This window comes from Streptosporangium sp. NPDC048886, from assembly GCF_055586905.1.
In genome coordinates, this window is the sequence record NZ_JBVJHH010000010.1 from 77717 (window position 1) to 94504 (window position 16788).

A 16788-nucleotide genomic window follows, 5' to 3' on the forward strand; every position below is an offset into this window, starting at 1 on the left:
GGTCATTCTGTCCGGGGCGATTTTATCGATCTTCGCCGGGGCGGGGGTCTGGCTCACCACGAGAGACACCTCCGGGCCGCAGGCCCTGGTCGCCAACCCGACCCCCCGGCCCTCCGAGACGGGTTGGGAGGCGGCGGTCCCTCCACCCCCGACACCGGCTCCCTCCACACCCACACCGGCCCCGAGCGGGAAGGCCACACCGGCGCCCTCCGCCCCCGACGGCGAGCGCACACCGGCGCCCTCCGCACCGGCCCCCGGTGGGAAGGGCACAGCGGCCCCCTCCGCCCCCGACGGCGGCCGCACACCGACACCCTCCGCACCGGCTCCCGACGGCGAGGGCACGGCCGCGCCGTCCCCCAGGCCCAAGGCCGCCGGCACCGAGCAGGCACGGATCAGGGCCAGGGTCACCGTCCCGCCGTCCGTCACCCCCGTGCCCCTGCCCCCGCCGACCGTCGGCTCCCCGTCCGCCGCCCCTCCGGCCAGAGCCCGCTCGTCCCAGCTCTCCGCCAAGGAGGTCTACCGCATCCACGGCCGCTACCAGCGGGGGCTGTCAACGGCCCAGGCCACCCTGGACCAGACCGCGATGGGCAAGCTGGAGCACGGGCTCGCGCTGGAGATGACGCGGGCGAGCTTCAAGACCGCCCGGCTGGAGGGCGAGTCGGTGGCCTCGGGGATCTGGCCCAATCCGAAGGTGTGGATCCCCCGCCATGTCGAGGGCACCCCCGACTGGTTCGTGGCGGTCTCCTACGAACCGGGGGTCGCCCGGATCACCGATGTGATGAGCTCCACCCCCGCCGGATGGCGGCTGGTGGCGTCGGCGGCGGACACACGGGCCACCCCCGCCCGGTTCCCCAAGATCGCGACCGACGCCGACGGCTACGCCACGAGCCTGCCCGAGAACACCTCCGAGCTGCTCGCGACCCCGCGTGAGGTCGCCGGCGCCCACCTGGCGAGCCTGGCGAACGCCGAGCTGGACCCGACCTTCGCCGACGGGCCGTGGACGAGCGAGACCGTGGAGTTCTGGCAGCAGGAACGCGCCCAGTTGGAGGAGGCAGGCTGGTCGCTCAGGCTGTCATACCAGCTCGAAGGCCCGGTGCGCTCGCTGAGGACCAGCGACGGGGGCGCCCTGATCTGGTACGGGGCCCGCTCCGTCGACGCGCGCAAGGCTGAGCGCGTGGGAGCGAAGGTCACCCTGAAGGGGTCGGCCGCCGTCCGCACCGGGAACCGGTCCTTCACCCGCTCGGTGAGCGCGACCTACGGACGCATGTACGTAGCCCATGTCCCTCCCGCCGGTTCCATCGAGCCCGTCCGCGTGCTGGGCGAGTGGAGCGACGTCCTGGAGAGCCACGGCGACTGACACCCCCCTGGAAGAAGAGGAACATCCATGATGACACCCTCACGTAAGGCCTCACGCGCGACGGTGATCACTGCAAGTATTGCGATCGGCGTGTTCGGGGCCGGTGCCGGGCTGGGAACCGTCATCGCCGCCCGTTCGCATCCCGTCGAGGAGAAGGTGATGCGCCTGGCGGCCGGCACCTACCACCTCGACGACGGCGAGCAGGCGTGGAAGTCCCGTGGCTCGGCCGACGGGGACCCGACCCTCCCGCTCTCCGGCGCCGACGAGGGCAGCACCATCACCGGCGACGGTTCCACGGAATCCCCCCGGGTCTGCCTGACCACCACCACCGACGGGCACGCGGTCGGAGGCGGCGGGGGAGACTGCGTCTCGCTCGCCGTCCTGGCGAGTGCCGCCTCCGCCCTGCAGCGGCCCGGAAACCCCAAGAGCACGGCGTCGTCGCCGCCCAAGCGGGAGTCCTCGGCCCCGGAGCCCCGCCGCTCGACGGCGGCGCAGCCCGCTCCGGAGCCCCGCCGCTCGTCGGCGCCGCTGCAGCCCGCCCCGGAGACCCGCCGCTCGACGGCGGCACAGCCGCCACCGGTGAAGTCGGGCCGCTCCACGCCTCCCCCCGCGCCGGCACCGACGAAGAAGATCGCCGGTGACATCTCGGAGAGCGGCAGCCGGATCGAGCAGGCCGAGAAGAAGACCGAGAAGAAGGTCGGCGTCGAGAGGGAGAAGGAGCAGCCGACCCCCAAGCCCGCCCAGCCCTCGGGCACCCGCACGCCGGCCCGCCCCACGGCCCCCGCCAAGCCCACGGACGCCGCGGAGACGCCTAAACCCTCGGCGACGCCCACCCCGTCGGCGAGCGCCGGTGAGCAGGCCACGCCCACGGCGACCCCCGGCCCCTCGGACACCCGCCCTCCGGGGACTCCCACTCCCACTCCCGAGCCGGCCGGACCCTCCCAGCCGGCCCAGGAGAGCCTCCCACCGGCGGAGCCGTCCCAGGACACGCAGCTCCCCCAGCCCGACCGGCGCACGGCCCAGAACCCGTCCCAGGCTCCCGACGGGAGCGTGCTGCAGCCCGCCACGCCGCTTCCGGACGGTGAGGTCTCCGGAGACGGCGACTCCCTGCCGATCTTCCGGGACCCGGAGCTGCTCCGGCGGGCCCAGGAGGCCCTGGGGCTGGACAAGAACATGCGCTACACGGACGAGAACGGCGTGTGGGACCTCAACATCGCCCCGCCGGGCACCCCTCCGTGCCGGGACTACTCGGCCGCCGAGCTTCAGCGGCTGGGCGCGCCCCAGGACGGCGGCCCGGCCATCCCCCGCGACTCCTGTCAGTGGCCCGCCTTCATCCGCTGGCTCTACGCGGAGCCGGCGCCCGGGGAGGTCAGCAACTGGACCAAGTTCACCGGTCTGCCCGAGCGGAACCTTGAGCTCGTGGTGACCGATCCCTCCACCGCCCCGCCCGCCCGGCCCGCCCGGCCCGACAGCGGCCAGGTCCAGCCCGACAGCGGCCAGGTCCAGCCGGACAACGGTCAGGTCCAGCCGGACCAGCCGGACCAGGCCGTCCTGCCCGACACCCGCCGGGTCCAGCCCGACACCCGCCAGGTCCAGCCCGGCACCGGCCCCGGCCAGATCCAGCCGGACCCGGCCGTCCAGTCCGATACCGGTCAGGTCCACCCGGACCCGTTCGGATACACCGGCCCATGAGCACTCCCCCCCGAGCTGGGCGCGCCGTGCTCGGTCCTGGCCAGGGGGCGACCTGGGTGGGCGAGCACGGCGCGCACCTGATGGACTACGCCGCCTACCACCTCGCCCCCGACCGGGCGCTGGCGGCGGTCACCTCCACGCTGGCCGCCTGCCAGGCCCAGTCGGCACCCCGGGACATCACCGCCCGGGGGTGGTTGCTCGCCGTGCTCCGGCGTGACTGCCGCGCCGCGCCCGGCTACCGGGAGCAGTACGTCCCGGAGGCCGGGCCGGGCATGCCGGACGCCCGGCTGATCGAGCGCGTCTGGACGATCGTCGACCCGCTGGGCACCGAGACGCTCAGGTTGATGTACCGCCACGAGCTGGCCACCCTCGACCTGTCCCACATGCTGGCGATGCCGGTGGAGGAGGTCGGCAGGCTGGCGACACGCACCCAGGACCTGATCGAGACCCTCGTGAGCGGCCTGGACGCCCTCCAACACGGCCGCGGCACCTGCCCGGAGTTCCCCCCGTTGGTCGAGGCCCTGTTCCCCGGCGGGCTCGGTGAGCCCGCCGGCCCCGACCGGTTCGACGGACCCGACGGGTTCGACGAGTTCGACGGACTCGACGAGCGGCGGACGCTCTCTCCCGCCGAGTTCGAAGAGGCCCGTACGGACCTGCTGTCTCACATGATCAAGTGCTCCGCGTGCACGCGGCCGATCAACATCCGCTACACGGTCCCACAGATGATCTCCCACCCGCGGATCCCGCCCCTCACCACCGAGGTGAGGCGGCGGCTCCTCGACTCCCTTCCGCCCCCCACGGAACCGCCCGAACCGAAGAGCGCACCCGCGCCCGCCGAGGCGGCGGACCCCGGAGCGCGCACGCCGCCGCGGGAGGAGACCCGGCCCGGTCTGGCCGTACGGCCGGGCCGTACGGCCAGACCGGAGCGCTCCACCCTCCCGTATCTCCCCGTCCGCCCGGACCGTTCCACACCCCGCCGTCCTGCCCGTCCCCCCCGACCCGACCGCGCGGACCGCCCCGACCGTGCAGATCGCACGGATCGCGCGGACCGCCCAGAACGCGCGGACCGTCCGGACCGTTCAGATCGTCCGGACCAGGCGGACCGGATGGACCGGGCGGACCGGGGGGACCACGCGGGCCGGGTGGGCCAGGTGGAGCACGCGGACCGTTCGGACCGGGGGGACCGCGCGGGCCGTTCGGACCGCTCCACGCTTCCGTACCTTCCCGTGCTGCCGGAGCGCCCCACCCTTCCGTCCCTGCCGGCGCTGCAGGCCCGCCCGACCCGGCCGCGCTCCGCCCTGTCCCCGCCCCCGTCCCCGTCTCCGTCTCCGTCCTCACAGGACACCCCCCTGTACGACGCGCTGCTCTCGCAGACGCGGGTGCGCGAGAACGACATGACCGCCACCAACCCCGCCATCCCCGCCATCACCGGCCAGTCGGCCGCCGGCAGGTCCGGCGACAGGCGGGCGCCGGCGGTCCGGGCCTACGCCCGAGCGACCGGTGAGCCCGAGGGAGTGCGCTTCGGCCCCGGCGTCCGGTTCGTGGAGGCGCTCGCATGGGCGGGGGAACGGGTCCGGAGCACCACCATCAAGATCGTCATCATCGTGGTCGCCGGGGCTGCGGGCACCCTGACGGGCATGAACCTCCTCGGGCCCGCCATCGGGACCGAGCGGCCCGCCGGCTCCCTGCAGTCCTCCGCCGTCCAGGACACCACGGCCGGCGCCGCCCCCGCCCCCCGGAGCGGGCTCGCCGCACGGCTGCGGATCCCCCCCGTGGTGACCCTGGACGAGTTCGGCCAGGGCAGCCTGGTCCTCGCCATCTCCGGGGCCGCCCTCGACTGGCGGATAACGGCGCCCGGGCTGGCCGTGAGCCCGTCCAACGGCACCCTGGAGCAGGGACGGACCAGTGTGATCACGCTGCGCGCCCATCGGATCCGCCAATGGTGCGGCGTCCCCTCCTCCGTCACCGCCCCCCTGACCGTCCACGGACCCGACGACTCGATCACCACGACGGTGCGCTGGCTCACCTGCTGACAGCCCCGTCCCACCTGCTCTGCGAAAGTTCTCTGAAAGGACCTTGGCCATGACGGAGACGTCCCCCCGGATCCAGGGCTCGCCGTCCGCTCCGGCGGAGCAGTTCCAGGAGACGGTCCCCCTCACCGCCGAACACCTGCTCATCAACCGGCGTCCCGAGCCCACCGGCGGGTGGCGGCGTCTCATCTGGCAGCTCTCCGGCGGGAAGATCATTCCGGCGGAGTCGGCCACGGAGGTGGAGCGTCGCACGCTGATAGCCCAGGCCCAGACCCCCGTGGCGAGCGGGCACCACCGGATCGCGGTCATGAGCCTCAAGGGCGGGGTCGGCAAGACCACGACGACCGCCGCCCTGGGCAACACCCTGGCCTCCCTGCGGGGAGACCGGGTCATCGCGATCGACGCCAACCCCGACCGGGGGACCCTCGGGATCAAGGTCAAGTCCGAGACGGCGGCGACCATCCGCACGCTGCTCGCCGAAGCCCCCCACATCGTCCGCTACGCCGACGCGCGCGCCTTCACCTCCCAGTCGACCGCCCGGCTGGAGGTCCTCGCCTCCGACACCGATCCCGCCGTGAGCGAGGCGTTCAACGCCGAGGACTACCGCACGGTCGCCGGGCTCATCGAGCGCTACTACTCGATCTGCATCACCGACTGCGGGACCGGGCTGCTCCACGGGGCCATGGGGGCGACGCTGGAGCTGGCCGACCAGATCGTGCTGGTCAGCCTGGTCGCGGTGGACGGGGCGAGCTCGGCCGCCGCGACACTGGACTGGCTCACCGCCCACGGGTACGCGGACCTGGTCAAGAACGCCATCGTCGTGCTGAACGCCGTGGAGCCCAAGTCCGACGTGGACGTGGAGCTGCTGGAACGCCATTTCGGCTCCCGCTGCCGCACCGTCATCCGCGTCCCCTACGACCCGCACCTCAAGGAGGGCGCCGAGGTCGACCTGGCCCGCCTCCGGCCCACCACCCGGGGCGCCTACCTGCGCCTGGCCGCCGCCGCCGGCCAGGCGTTCGGCCAGCGTCCCGATCGGGGCAAGTAGTGGGGCCAGCCGCCGAGGACCCCGTGCTCGACTGGGATCTGGGCCCCCCGCCCCACAACTCCCGGCGGATGGTCGTCGTGGTCGTCTCCATCGTGGGGGCGATCCTGCTGATGGTCGGCGCGTGGCAGTTCCTGCGGCCCGAGCCCGTCACCTCGACGGCCCGGACCGCGGGCCCGGCCGCCGCCGGCACCGTCGCGCTCGCCCCGCCCTCCGGCTACGAGGGCGACGCCGGCTATCCCGTCGGGTTCCCCCACACCGAGCTGGGGGCGGTCTCGGCGGCGGCCGCCACGTTGGAGGCGGCGTGGACGCTGGACATCGAGCAGGCCGAGCAGGCGGCGGTCCTGTACGCCCCGCCGGAGCAGCAGGAGGCGGCCCGGGCCGGCGCGCGGGCCGCCGTCGCCGGATGGCGCGAGACCCTCGGCCTCCCCAAGGCCGGCAAGCTCCCCGACGGGGCCGCCATGCGGACGAGGACGATCGGGGTCCAGTGGCGGGCCCGTGCCAAGGACCAGATCCAGGTGTCCGTCCTGGTCCAGGTGACCGCGACCAAGGGCGCCCAGGACACCGACCCGACCTACTCCAGCCCGTACGCCATGAGCCTGCTCATGGCGTGGCATCCCGGCATGCGGGGCCGGGGCGACTGGGTCAACATCCCCGATCCCGTCTCCACCGCGGTGCCCGAGGTCGCCCTGCCGGGCACCCCCGAGTTCACCGCCGCGGGCTGGAAACCCATCTCCGGCCCCGAGCCCACCTCATAGACCGAGGAGGCACCCATGCCCCCACGTAACTCGTCTCGGCGCGTCACCTTGGTCTCCGGCCTCCTCCTGGCAGGGGTGTCCGCGACGGCCGGCGCGGTCGTCGCCCAGCCGTGGTCCGCCATGGCGGCTCCCGGCGGGTCCGCCGCCGCGCCACCGACGACGGCGCCGGTGGTCGACCCTCCCGTCGCCGCCGGGCAGCCCCCGCAGCCGGAGCCGGAGCCGCCGTCCGCGGAGACGGAGAGCCCGTCCGAGATCGAACCCTCCGGTCCTGGGGGAGGGACGCCGGACGGCACGGAGGACCCCCCCTCGGAGGACACCGGAGACCCCGCGCCGGACGGCGGGGAGGACCCCACGCCGGACGGCGGGCAAGCGCCCGCGCCGCACGCCTCCAGCAGGCCACCGGACCGCGAGGCCGCACGCTCCTCGGAGCCGCCGGCACACAGGCGTCCCCGGAGCGGGAGCGGGAGCGCCTCAGCGCGTTCGAAGGGCACCGACCCGGAGATGTACCTGGCGAAACTCCCCGAAGCCGGCGCGTCACCGGCTCCGGCCAAGAACGGCGCGCCGGCCCCGGACAGGAGCGACAGGCCCGGCGGCGGGTCTGCCGAGCCCGCCCCTACGTCGAGCCCGGCCACCACGGCCGAGCCCGGCGGCACGCCCGGACCGGGCGCCACCGCCGAACCCACCTCCGCGCATACGGCCGGGCCGGGCCGGACCACCCGACCGGACCCGCCGGACAGGCCCGCCAAGCCCGCGCCGGAGCCGGCCGCCAGCGCGAAGCCCACGACCTCCCGGCCGGCCACCGCACGCCCCACCTCCAGACCGGCCCCGCCGAAGGGGAAGGGGGAGGAGAGGGAGAGGGAGAAGGCCAGGTCCACGCCGAGCCCGACGACCGGCACCACGGCCACCTCGGCGCCCCGCGCCACCTCGACGGCTCAGCAGCCCACCGCTCCGGAACCGGTCCCGCCGGCACGGACGGCCGAGCCGGTGGCCAGCCCGACGACCTCCTTCGTCCCGGACACCCCCGCCGAGGAGGCGACCGGGGGACCCGGAGACCGTCGGCCTCTCGTGGCGCCGACCTCGCCCCTGCCGCTCCGGGCCGTCCTCCCGCTGCCACCGCTGGCGCGCACCTCCGCCACGGATTTCTGCCGTCCCCAGGACGCCTCGTGCTGGAGCCTCGCGCCCTGGCGCGGCCGCACCTGGGAACTGCCCGGCAACCCGCTGACCGCCAGGCGGCAGGCGGCCCCCCTGTGGGCCTTCGCGCCGCCGCCCTTCTCCCTCGCCTCCGCGCCGGGCGTCTCCGCCCCGTGGGCCCCGGCCCCCGTCAGGGCCGGCTGCTGGAGTTTCACCCCCTCGGCGCTCTGCGCGAAATCCTGGGAGCAGCAGTCATGATCACTCGATCGCACGTGCGGCTGGCCGTGTTCAGCATGGTGGCCATGCTGACGGTGAGCGCCCTCGGCTCCGCCCAGGGCGAGGTGGTCTCCGGCACGGCCGAGGCGGCTCCGTGCGCTCCCTCGACCGGCCCCACCGACCCCACCGGCTCAACCAGCTGGACCGACTCCACCGACTCGGCCGACCCCACCACCTCGGCCGACTCGGTCGGTCCCTCCGACTCCACCAGTTGGACCGACTTCACCGACTCGACCGACTCGGCCGGTTCCACCGACTCCACCGATCCCGCGGGCTCGACCGACTCGACCGGTTCCACCGAGTCCCCCGGCTCGGCCGATCCCACCGGCTCGGCCGGCTCGGCCGGCGATTCCAGCGCCGCCGCGGTCCACGGCTGGGGGGCACCGGCCTGGTGCGCGGAGTTCGACGACTACCTCGATCCGGCCGACTGGGTGATCTACGACTCGCCCGGACACGACAACAAGGGCCGCCGCTCTCCCGACCAGCTCTTCATCGGGAACGGATCGCTCTACCTGTACGGCCGCGCCGACGGCACCACGGCCGGGCTGGGCCGCCGGCACAGCGCGGCGTACGGGCGATGGGAGACCCGCGTCCGGATGTACGAGGGGGCGGACTCCTACCACCCCATCGCCCTGCTGTGGCCGGACGGCGGCGGCGGAGGCGTGCACAGCGCCACGGGCGAGGAGATCGACTTCCTGGGGGTGATGGACCGTCCCGGCAGGTGGCGGGCGAACTTCTTCCTGCAGACCCCTCAGGGCGAGGAGCAGTCCTACTCCGAGGTGGACATGACCGCCTGGCACACCTACGCGGTGGAGAACAGTCCCAGCGGGGTCGTCGGCTATCTCGACGGGCGGGAGTGGTTCCGCTCGTCCATGTCCACCCGCAGCCCGATGTCGGTCTGCCTGCAGCTCGACTGGTTCCCCGGTCACGGCAGCCCGGGGGAGGCGTGGATGGAGGTCGACTGGCTCCGCTTCCACCCGCTGGAGTCCGGCGGCGCGGGATGAGGCCCGGGAGGGCACGGGACCGGGTCCCGTGCCCTCCGGAGGCTCCTAGGCGCTCAGCAGCCCGGCGTAGACGCCGCGCAGCCGCAGCAGCTCCTCGTGGGTGCCCACCTCCTCGATCCCGCCGTCGCGCATGACCACGATGCGGTCGGCGCCGCGGATGGTCGACAGCCGGTGGGCGACGACGAAGACCGTGCGCCCGGCGACCAGGCGGGCCAGCGCCTCCTGGATGAGCGCCTCCGACCGGTTGTCCAGGGCGGAGGTCGCCTCGTCCAGGATCAGCACGCGCGGGTCGCGGATCAGGGCGCGGGCGATGGCCAGGCGCTGCTTCTGTCCGCCGGACAGGCGGGCGCCCCGCTCTCCCACCACCGTGTCGAGCCCGTCGGGCAGCCGGTCGATGAACTCCAGCGCGTTGGCGTCCCGCAGCGCCTGCCGTACCCGGTCCTCGGAGACGTCGGCCATGCCGTAGGTGACGTTCTCCCTGATGCTGCCCTCGAACAGGATGGACTCCTGCGGCACGACCGACAGGAACCTGCGGTAGGTGCGCAGGTCCAGCGTCTCCATGTCACGGCCGTCGAGCAGGATCCGGCCGGAGGTGGGCCGCAGGAACCCGATGACGAGGTTGAGCACGGTCGACTTGCCCGCGCCCGAGGGGCCGACCAGGGCGATCGTCTCCCCGGGGACCGCCGTGAGGCTGAAGCCGGTGACCGCGGGGGCGTCGGCCTGCCCGTCGCCCTCGCCGTAGGCGAACTCGACGTCGCGGAACTCCACCTCGCCGCGGACGGACTCGACCTTGTCCTTGCCCCCGTTGTGCTCCAGGTCGGGGGCCTGCAGCACCTCGCCGATCGAGCGCACCGACGCCAGCCCCTTGCTGATCACCGGGGTCAGGCTGAGCAGGGAGGTGACCGCGGAGGTGAGGGTGGCGAAGAAGGTGGACAGCATGACCACGTCACCGGCGGTGATGGGGATGACCTGGTAGTAGGCGACGAGCGCGGAGCCGGCCAGGAAGGCGACGCCGAGCGCGTTGAGCAGGATCCAGGCCAGCGCGCCGAAGCTGCCGTTGAGCAGGTCGAGCCGGAGCCCCTTGCGCAGCACCCTGGTCAGGGTGCCGTCGACGCGGTGCAGCGCGTCCTGTTCCAGGCCGTGGGCACGGGTGATCGGGATGAGCGTGGTCATCTCGCTGACGCGGGTGGAGAGCTTCTCGACCTCGCGGCGGAAGCTCTCGTTGTCCTCGCGCAGCCGGGTGCGCATCCGCATCACCAGGAACGCCGCCGCGGGCACGACGACCAGGAAGACCGGGATCGCGGCGGGCACCCGCAGGGCGATGACCGCCAGGCCGCCGGCCAGCATGGCGAGGGCGGACAGGCCCATGTCACCCGCCTGCTGGGTGGTCTGCTCCACGCTCTCGACGTCCCGGATGACCTTGGTCTGGAGTACGGCGGCGCTGACCCGCGAGTGGTAGCCGATGGACAGTTCCTGCATCCGGCGGCAGAGCGCCGAGCGCAGGTCCACGCCCATCCGCCGGATCGCGCCGTGCAGGCAGCGGACGTAGAGGAGATGGAAGGGGTAGTTGAGCAGGAGCAGGGCGAGCAGCACGGCCGTGTTGACCCACAGGCCCCCGATGGGGCGGTGGCCGACCACGATGTCGACGACGTTGGCGGTGACGAGCGGCAGCAGCCAGGTGGGGCTGTGCTTGACCAGGAAGGCGAAGACCCCGACGAGAAGCTTGAGGGTGTCTTCTTTGAAGAGGTAGGCGAGTGTGCGGATGGGATGCTCGCCCCGGTAACGATGATCGAGAGCGCCGACCACAGATCCCCCAAATCACGATAAATATCTAGTCAATCCTCCTCCCTTTGATGTTTCATGCGTGTGACGCCCTTTCACAGGGCGCTCAGCGGATGTACGGCCGGGCCGCCCGGCCCTCCCGCAAGGTGGTCGCCCACCAGGTGAGCTGGTCGAGCATGACCTTGACCGCGCCCTCGGCGCCCTCCAGCTCGTTCTGCCGCCCCGCCGCGTCGGACCGGCCGTGCGCCAGCTGGAGGCTGACGGTGTCGCGCAGGGAGACCACGTGCAGCTCGGAGAAGACCAGGCGGAGCTGCTCCACCGCGTGCAGGCCCCCGGAGCGCCCGCCGTACGAGACGTAGCCGACCGGCTTGGCCGCCCACTCGTGGCGGACCGAGTCGATGACCAGCTTCAACGCGGCGGGGTAGCCGTGGTTGTACTCCGGGGTGATCACGACGAAGCCGTCGGCGGCGCCGACCCTGGCGGCGAGCTCACGGGGCTCACCCCCGGCGCCGCCGGAGACCCCGGCACCGCCGGAGCCCTCACGGCCGGAACCCTCACCGCCGGGACGCTCCTCACCGCCGGAGCCCCCCTCACCGCCGGAGCCCATGGGCCGGAGCGGGGGGAGTGGGGTGCGGCCCAGGTCGATCACGTCCACGTTCAGGTCGGCCCGCCGCCCGATCCGCTCCAGGAACCACCGCCCCACCATCGTCCCGAGACCACCCTCCCGGGTGCTTGCGATGATGACTGCGATGTCCGGCACGGCGGCCTCCTCCTGCGGGTCGATCGGGTCGATGCCCTGAGGGACCACCGTGCAACCTCCAGTGCGGTTGAGGTCAAGCGGGACCGGTGGGCAGGCGCATCTCCAGGAGCTGGCCGGGCCACTCATTGACCTTGAACGGCTCGGTCCTGGTGAAGCCCTGGCTCTCGTAGTACTTCACCAACCGGCCGTCGTCACCGGCGTAGCAGTCGACCCTGAGCAGCGGCACCCCCAGCTCCACCGCCTCGGCGCGGGCCCGTTCCAGCAGGGCGGAGCCGACGCCGCGGCCGTGGAAGCGCTGGTCGATGACCAGCCCCTGGACGTACAGCTCCGGCTCCGAGGCCGGGGTGACGTAGTCCATCGCGGGACCCAGGACCACGCATCCGGCGGGCTCGCCGTCGATCTCGGCGATGCGCATCCCGCCGGAGGACGCCCAGGAGGTGACCCGCTCGACGCGGGCCGCGCTGGCGGAGAACGGCTCACTGCCCCACTGGCCGGTACGGCCCTGCGCGGTCAGCCACGCCACCGCACTGTCGAACATCCCCAGAACCGCCGGAACATCGTCAAGATTCCCATCGCGGATAATCATCGGCGGATCGTAACAGGCGTCGCAGGACGGGCCATGGCGCGGCAGCCCCGGGGCGGGGTCGCCGCCAGGCCGTCCGGCCCGGGAGGCCCGGCCCGGAGGGGCCTGTCGCGAGTTCTTATCCACCCTTTACGGGTGATTAGTACACTCGGCGACGGCCGGAATCCGGCCCATCGGCCACGGGTGCCCACCCAGGCCCATCCCCTCAGGAGTCACGTGAGCAGCGGGTTGACCGACGCGCCCTCAAGGCCCGCGGAGCAGGGGCCGCCCCGGCGGCGCCGCAGGTGGCTGTGGTGGCTGGTGGCCGCCGTCACCGTCGTCGTGGTCGCGGTGGCGGCGACGGTCGGCGGCGTCTACGTCAAGTTGGCCGGGAACGTCAAGCACACCGACGTCCAGGCGGACGACCTGGGGAAGCGGCCGGTCAAGGTCGCCACCAAGGCGCTGAACGTCCTGGTGGTCGGCTCGGACCAGCGCGGCGGCAAGAACGCCAGATACGGTAGGTTCCCCGGCGAGCGGACCGACACCATCATGCTGGCGCACATCTCGCCGAAGCGGGACAACGCGATGGTCGTCAGCTTCCCCCGGGATTCGATGGTCCAGCTCCCCGAGTGCCGGGCCAGGCAGGGGCTCCCCGGCCAGCGGGCGCACCTGGGCATGATCAACGAGTCGTTCAACTCCGGCGGGATCGCCTGTACGTGGAAGACCGTCGAGTCGCTCACCGGCATCCACATCGATCACTTCGTGAAGGTCGACTTCACCGGATTCAAGGGCATGGTCGACGCGGTCGGCGGCGTCGAGGTGTGCGTGCCCGAGCCGATCCACGACAAGAAGGCCCTGCTCACGCTGGCCGCCGGCCGGCAGACTCTCAAGGGTGAGCAGGCCCTGGGCTACGTCCGGGCCCGCTACAGCCTGGGCGACGGCTCCGACATCGGGCGCATTCAGCGGCAGCAGATGTTCATCGCCTCCATGGTCAAGAAGGTCATGAGCGGTGAGACGCTCACCAACCCCACGAAGCTCTTCGGCTTCCTCGACGCGGCCACCAGGTCGGTCACCACCGACCCCGGGCTCACCCCCCTGGTCATGAAGGACCTGGCGACCAGCGCCCAGGGCCTGGCCGCCGGGCAGATCCACTTCATCACCACCCCCTGGCGATACTCGGTCACCTACCCCGGCCGGGTGGAATGGGTCGAGCCGCAGAGCAGGAAGCTGTTCCAGATCGTCGCCCGGGACAGGACGGTCGCCGGTTCGGGGGTCAAGGGCGGCCAGTCCAAGGTGGCCCGGTCGAAGATCCAGGTCGAGGTGCGCAACGGGACCGGCCGCTCCCACCTGGCCACCCAGGTGGCCGCCGTCCTGGAGGAGCGGGGCTACCACATCGCCAAGATCGGGGACGCCCCGCGCAGGCCGTACCCGAAGACCACGATCGCCTACTCGCCGAACGGCGCGCCGGGGGCGCCCACCCTCACCCGCGACCTGCTCGCCTCCACCGCCAGGCCCGTCCCCCGGGCCGTCACGGCACGGCTCGTCCTGACCATCGGCGACGACTGGAAGGGGCTCAAGCCCCTCCGCCAGGACGACGCCGACAGTCTCAAGGGTTTCGACGCCACCCACGACTCCTGCGCGAGCGCCTGATCGTCCCTTTTGAGTAGGGTCAGGGCATGTTGTACGGGAGGGCCGCCGAGCAGGCCGCCATCGACCGGCTGCTGGCGGACTCCCGGGCGGGCCGGAGCGGCGCCCTGCTCGTCCGGGGCGAGCCGGGCATCGGCAAGACCGCACTACTGGAGTACGCGGCCTCCGCCGCCGAGGATCTGCGGGTCATCCGCGGCACCGGGGTGGAGTCGGAGGCCGAGCTGCCGTTCGCCGGACTGCACCTGCTGCTGCGGCCGGTGTCCGACCGGATCGGGACACTGCCCGAGCAGCAGGAGCGGGCGCTGCGGGCCGCCTTCGGGCTGGCCGCCGTGGAGGCCGGAGACCGGCTGCTGGTCGGCCTGGCCGTGCTCTCCCTGCTGTCGGAGCTGGCCGAGGACGGCCCGCTGCTGGTGATGGTGGACGACGCGCACTGGCTCGACCGGGCCTCGACCGAGGCGCTGCTGTTCGCCGCGCGGCGGCTCGACGCCGAGGGGGTCGCGCTGATCCTCGCCGCGCGGGAGCCCTTCACCGCGCCGGGGCTGGCGGAGCTGCCGCTGAAGGGGCTCGACGCCCCGTCCGCCGCGGCCCTGCTGGGCGCCGGAGTCGATCCGGTCGTGCGCTACCGCGTGCTGGCCGAGGCGCGGGGCAACCCGCTCGCGCTGATCGAGCTGCCCGCCGCCGCGCCCGCCGACGGTACGGCGCTGCCGCTCACCAGCCGGGTCCAGGACGCCTTCCTCAGCCAGGTCAAGCGGCTGCCCGAGGCGACGCAGGGCCTGCTCGCGGTGGCCGCGGCCGAGGACACCGGCGACCTGAACGTCGTGCTGCGGGCGGCGGCGGTGTTCGGGGACTTCCTCGAGGACCTCCACCCGGCCGAGAGCGCGGACCTGGTCAGGGTCAGCGAGGGGACCATGACCTTCCGGCACCCCCTGGTCCGGGCCGCCGTCTACCAGGGGATCCCGCCCAGCCTGCGCCTGGCCGTCCACAGGGCGCTGGCCGCCTCGCTCGACGGCCCCGACGACGCCGACCGGCGCGCCTGGCACCTGGCCATGGCGGCGACCGGCCCGGACGAGGACGTGGCCGCCGAGCTGGAACGGACCGCCGCGCGCGCGAGCGGCCGCAACGGTCACGCCGCCGCGGCCACCGCCTACGAGCGGGCGGCCCGGCTCAGCGCGCAGCCCGGGACCCGGGCCCGGCGGCTGACGCTGGCCGCGGAGACGGCGGCCTGGGCCGGCGAGCTGGACCGGGCCGGGGCACTGGCCGAGCGGGGTGCCCGGCAGCTCGCCGCGCTGGCCGGGCAGGACGCCGAGGCGGCCGAGGGAGCGGCGCTCCAGGCCCGGCTCACCCATGTCCGGGCGACCGCCGACTTCCTGCGCGGGTCGCTGCACACCGCGCACGAGGCGCTGCTCGACGGGGCCGCGACGGCGGACGGTCCCCGGGCCGCGCGGATGCTCACGCAGGCGCTGCACACCGCCTGGTACATCGGCGCGCCCGAGCTCGACCGCACCAGGGCCAGGCTCGACGCCCTGGAGCTGCCCGCCGGCGACCCGCTCGCGCCGGTCGTCGGCTTCCTCGTCGCCGCCCTGTCCCGGGCGGACGCCCCGCCGTCGCTGACCGTGATGGTCGCCGCGTCCCGGCAGGCGGGCCTGGAGGGCCCGCGCGACCTCGTCCAGGCCTGCGGGTTCGGGCTGGCGTCCGGCCAGGACGGGGAGGTCCGCGAGACCGCCGCGGCGCTGGTCGCCGAGGCCCGGACCCGGGGCGACATCGGGGTGCTGCCGACGCTGCTGTTCTTCCTCGCCGAGACCGAGCTCTTCCACGGCCGGCACCGCGACGCGCTGACCGTCGCCACCGAGAGCCTGCGCATCGCGCGCGACACCGGACAGCGGCAGTGGGTCAGCCAGATGAACAGCTTCCTGGCCTATCTCGCCGCGGTCGAGGGTGACGACGGGCGCTGCCGGGCCCTGGCGGACGCGGCCCTCGAGGACGGCACGGCGGGCAACCGGTGGGTGGCCTGGGCACTGGGCATGCTCGACCTCGGCCACGGCCGGGCGGAGGCCGCGCTCTCCCGCCTCGAACCCATGGCGGGCGGGCACCACGTGTCCGAGACACGGTGCGTGCCCGATCTGGTGGAGGCGGCCGTACGGCTCGGCGCCCCGGAGCGCGCGGCCGGTGCCTTCGCCCGCTACCGGGAGTGGGGCCGCCACACGCGGCAGCCGTGGGCCGAGGCCCTGGTGCTGCGCTGCCGGGCCCTGCTCGAAGACTCGGAGGAGCATTTCACCGCGGCGTTGAAGCTCGACGGGCGGCCCTTCGAGCGGGCCAGGACCGAGCTGCTCTACGGCGAGTGGCTCCGCCGTGCCCGGCGCAAGGCCGACGCCCGCGCCCATCTGCGCGCCGCCCTGGAGACCTTCGAGCGCCTGGAGGCCACCCCGTGGGCCGGCCGGGCGCGTGCGGAGCTGAGCGCCACCGGGTCGGCCGCGCCCGCCGTGCCCGCGCCCGGGCCGTTGGCCCGGCTCACCCCGCAGGAGCTGCAGATCGTACGGCTGGCGGCGCAGGGGCTGTCCAACCGGGATATCGCGGCCCAGCTCTTCCTCAGCCCGCGGACGGTGGGATACCACCTCTACAAGGCCTATCCCAAGCTCGGCGTCGCCTCCCGGGGCGAGCTCGGCTCCCTCACTCTTTCCGATTAATTGGACATAATATAATAGAAAGCCTTTACTTCCCAATGAATACCTTTCACCTATAAATATGTG

The 16788-nt window shown here is 73.6% G+C and carries 12 protein-coding genes; 9 read left to right on the top strand and 3 right to left on the bottom strand.

All coding sequences use genetic code 11. The features are described 5' to 3' along the window. Positions 1 to 430 precede the first annotated feature (430 nt). The 7 genes from ACZ6R6_RS14235 to ACZ6R6_RS14265 all read left to right on the top strand — a co-directional run bounded on the left by ACZ6R6_RS14235 (position 431) and on the right by ACZ6R6_RS14265 (position 9290). A complete protein-coding gene (locus ACZ6R6_RS14235) occupies positions 431 to 1357 on the top strand; it encodes a DUF8094 domain-containing protein (protein WP_470093329.1) in 927 nt (308 codons plus the stop codon). A 90-nt stretch (positions 1358 to 1447) separates the two neighbouring features. Next, positions 1448 to 3049: a hypothetical protein gene (locus tag ACZ6R6_RS14240; protein ID WP_470093331.1), complete on the top strand. Its 1602-nt coding sequence runs from the start codon at positions 1448 to 1450 to the stop codon at positions 3047 to 3049. Further along, positions 3046 to 5082, top strand: coding sequence for a hypothetical protein (locus ACZ6R6_RS14245; protein WP_470093333.1), 2037 nt, complete (start codon positions 3046 to 3048; stop codon positions 5080 to 5082). The genes ACZ6R6_RS14240 and ACZ6R6_RS14245 overlap by 4 nt, the downstream gene beginning before the upstream one ends. A gap of 49 nt (positions 5083 to 5131) precedes the next feature. After that, entirely contained in the window at positions 5132 to 6124 is a 993-nt protein-coding gene (locus tag ACZ6R6_RS14250) for a MinD/ParA family ATP-binding protein (protein WP_470093335.1), read from the top strand. 23 nt (positions 6125 to 6147) lie between these two features. After that, a complete protein-coding gene (locus ACZ6R6_RS14255) occupies positions 6148 to 6879 on the top strand; it encodes a hypothetical protein (RefSeq protein WP_470093337.1) in 732 nt (243 codons plus the stop codon). 15 nt (positions 6880 to 6894) lie between these two features. Then, the gene (locus ACZ6R6_RS14260) at positions 6895 to 8268 is read left to right on the top strand and encodes a hypothetical protein (RefSeq protein WP_470093339.1); all 1374 of its coding nucleotides are present in this window, start codon (positions 6895 to 6897) and stop codon (positions 8266 to 8268) included. Next, positions 8265 to 9290: a glycoside hydrolase family 16 protein gene (locus tag ACZ6R6_RS14265; RefSeq protein ID WP_470093341.1), complete on the top strand. Its 1026-nt coding sequence runs from the start codon at positions 8265 to 8267 to the stop codon at positions 9288 to 9290. Before ACZ6R6_RS14260 ends, ACZ6R6_RS14265 begins: the two co-directional genes overlap by 4 nt. 45 nt (positions 9291 to 9335) lie before the next feature. Here ACZ6R6_RS14265 and ACZ6R6_RS14270 read toward each other — a convergent pair whose 3' ends face one another. The 3 genes from ACZ6R6_RS14270 to ACZ6R6_RS14280 form a co-directional block, all read right to left on the bottom strand. After that, positions 9336 to 11096: an ABC transporter ATP-binding protein gene (locus ACZ6R6_RS14270; protein ID WP_470093343.1), complete on the bottom strand. Its 1761-nt coding sequence runs from the start codon at positions 11094 to 11096 to the stop codon at positions 9336 to 9338. An 82-nt stretch (positions 11097 to 11178) separates the two neighbouring features. After that, on the bottom strand, positions 11179 to 11880 hold the full coding sequence (locus ACZ6R6_RS14275) for an NADPH-dependent FMN reductase (protein WP_470093345.1): 702 nt from the start codon (positions 11878 to 11880) through the stop codon (positions 11179 to 11181). Positions 11881 to 11905: 25 nt separating this feature from the next. After that, positions 11906 to 12418, bottom strand: coding sequence for a GNAT family N-acetyltransferase (locus ACZ6R6_RS14280; protein WP_470093347.1), 513 nt, complete (start codon positions 12416 to 12418; stop codon positions 11906 to 11908). A gap of 213 nt (positions 12419 to 12631) precedes the next feature. Between ACZ6R6_RS14280 and ACZ6R6_RS14285 the strand changes: the two genes are divergently transcribed. Continuing rightward, positions 12632 to 14044 carry an LCP family protein gene (locus ACZ6R6_RS14285; protein ID WP_470093348.1) on the top strand — a complete coding sequence of 471 codons (1413 nt, stop codon included), beginning with the start codon at positions 12632 to 12634 and terminating at the stop codon, positions 14042 to 14044. A 26-nt stretch (positions 14045 to 14070) separates the two neighbouring features. Continuing rightward, positions 14071 to 16725: a helix-turn-helix transcriptional regulator gene (locus tag ACZ6R6_RS14290; RefSeq protein ID WP_470093350.1), complete on the top strand. Its 2655-nt coding sequence runs from the start codon at positions 14071 to 14073 to the stop codon at positions 16723 to 16725. The last annotated feature ends 63 nt before the right edge of the window (positions 16726 to 16788 follow it).

Bases quoted from the DNA above. Each gene is read 5' to 3' on its own strand.
- ACZ6R6_RS14245 (WP_470093333.1), top strand. From the start codon at position 3,046: ATGAGCACTCCCCCCCGAGCTGGGCGCGCCGTGCTCGGTCCTGGCCAG.
- ACZ6R6_RS14260 (WP_470093339.1), top strand. From the start codon at position 6,895: ATGCCCCCACGTAACTCGTCTCGGCGCGTCACCTTGGTCTCCGGCCTC.
- ACZ6R6_RS14250 (WP_470093335.1), top strand. From the start codon at position 5,132: ATGACGGAGACGTCCCCCCGGATCCAGGGCTCGCCGTCCGCTCCGGCG.
- ACZ6R6_RS14290 (WP_470093350.1), top strand. From the start codon at position 14,071: ATGTTGTACGGGAGGGCCGCCGAGCAGGCCGCCATCGACCGGCTGCTG.
- ACZ6R6_RS14265 (WP_470093341.1), top strand. From the start codon at position 8,265: ATGATCACTCGATCGCACGTGCGGCTGGCCGTGTTCAGCATGGTGGCC.
- ACZ6R6_RS14280 (WP_470093347.1), bottom strand. From the start codon at position 12,418: ATGATTATCCGCGATGGGAATCTTGACGATGTTCCGGCGGTTCTGGGG.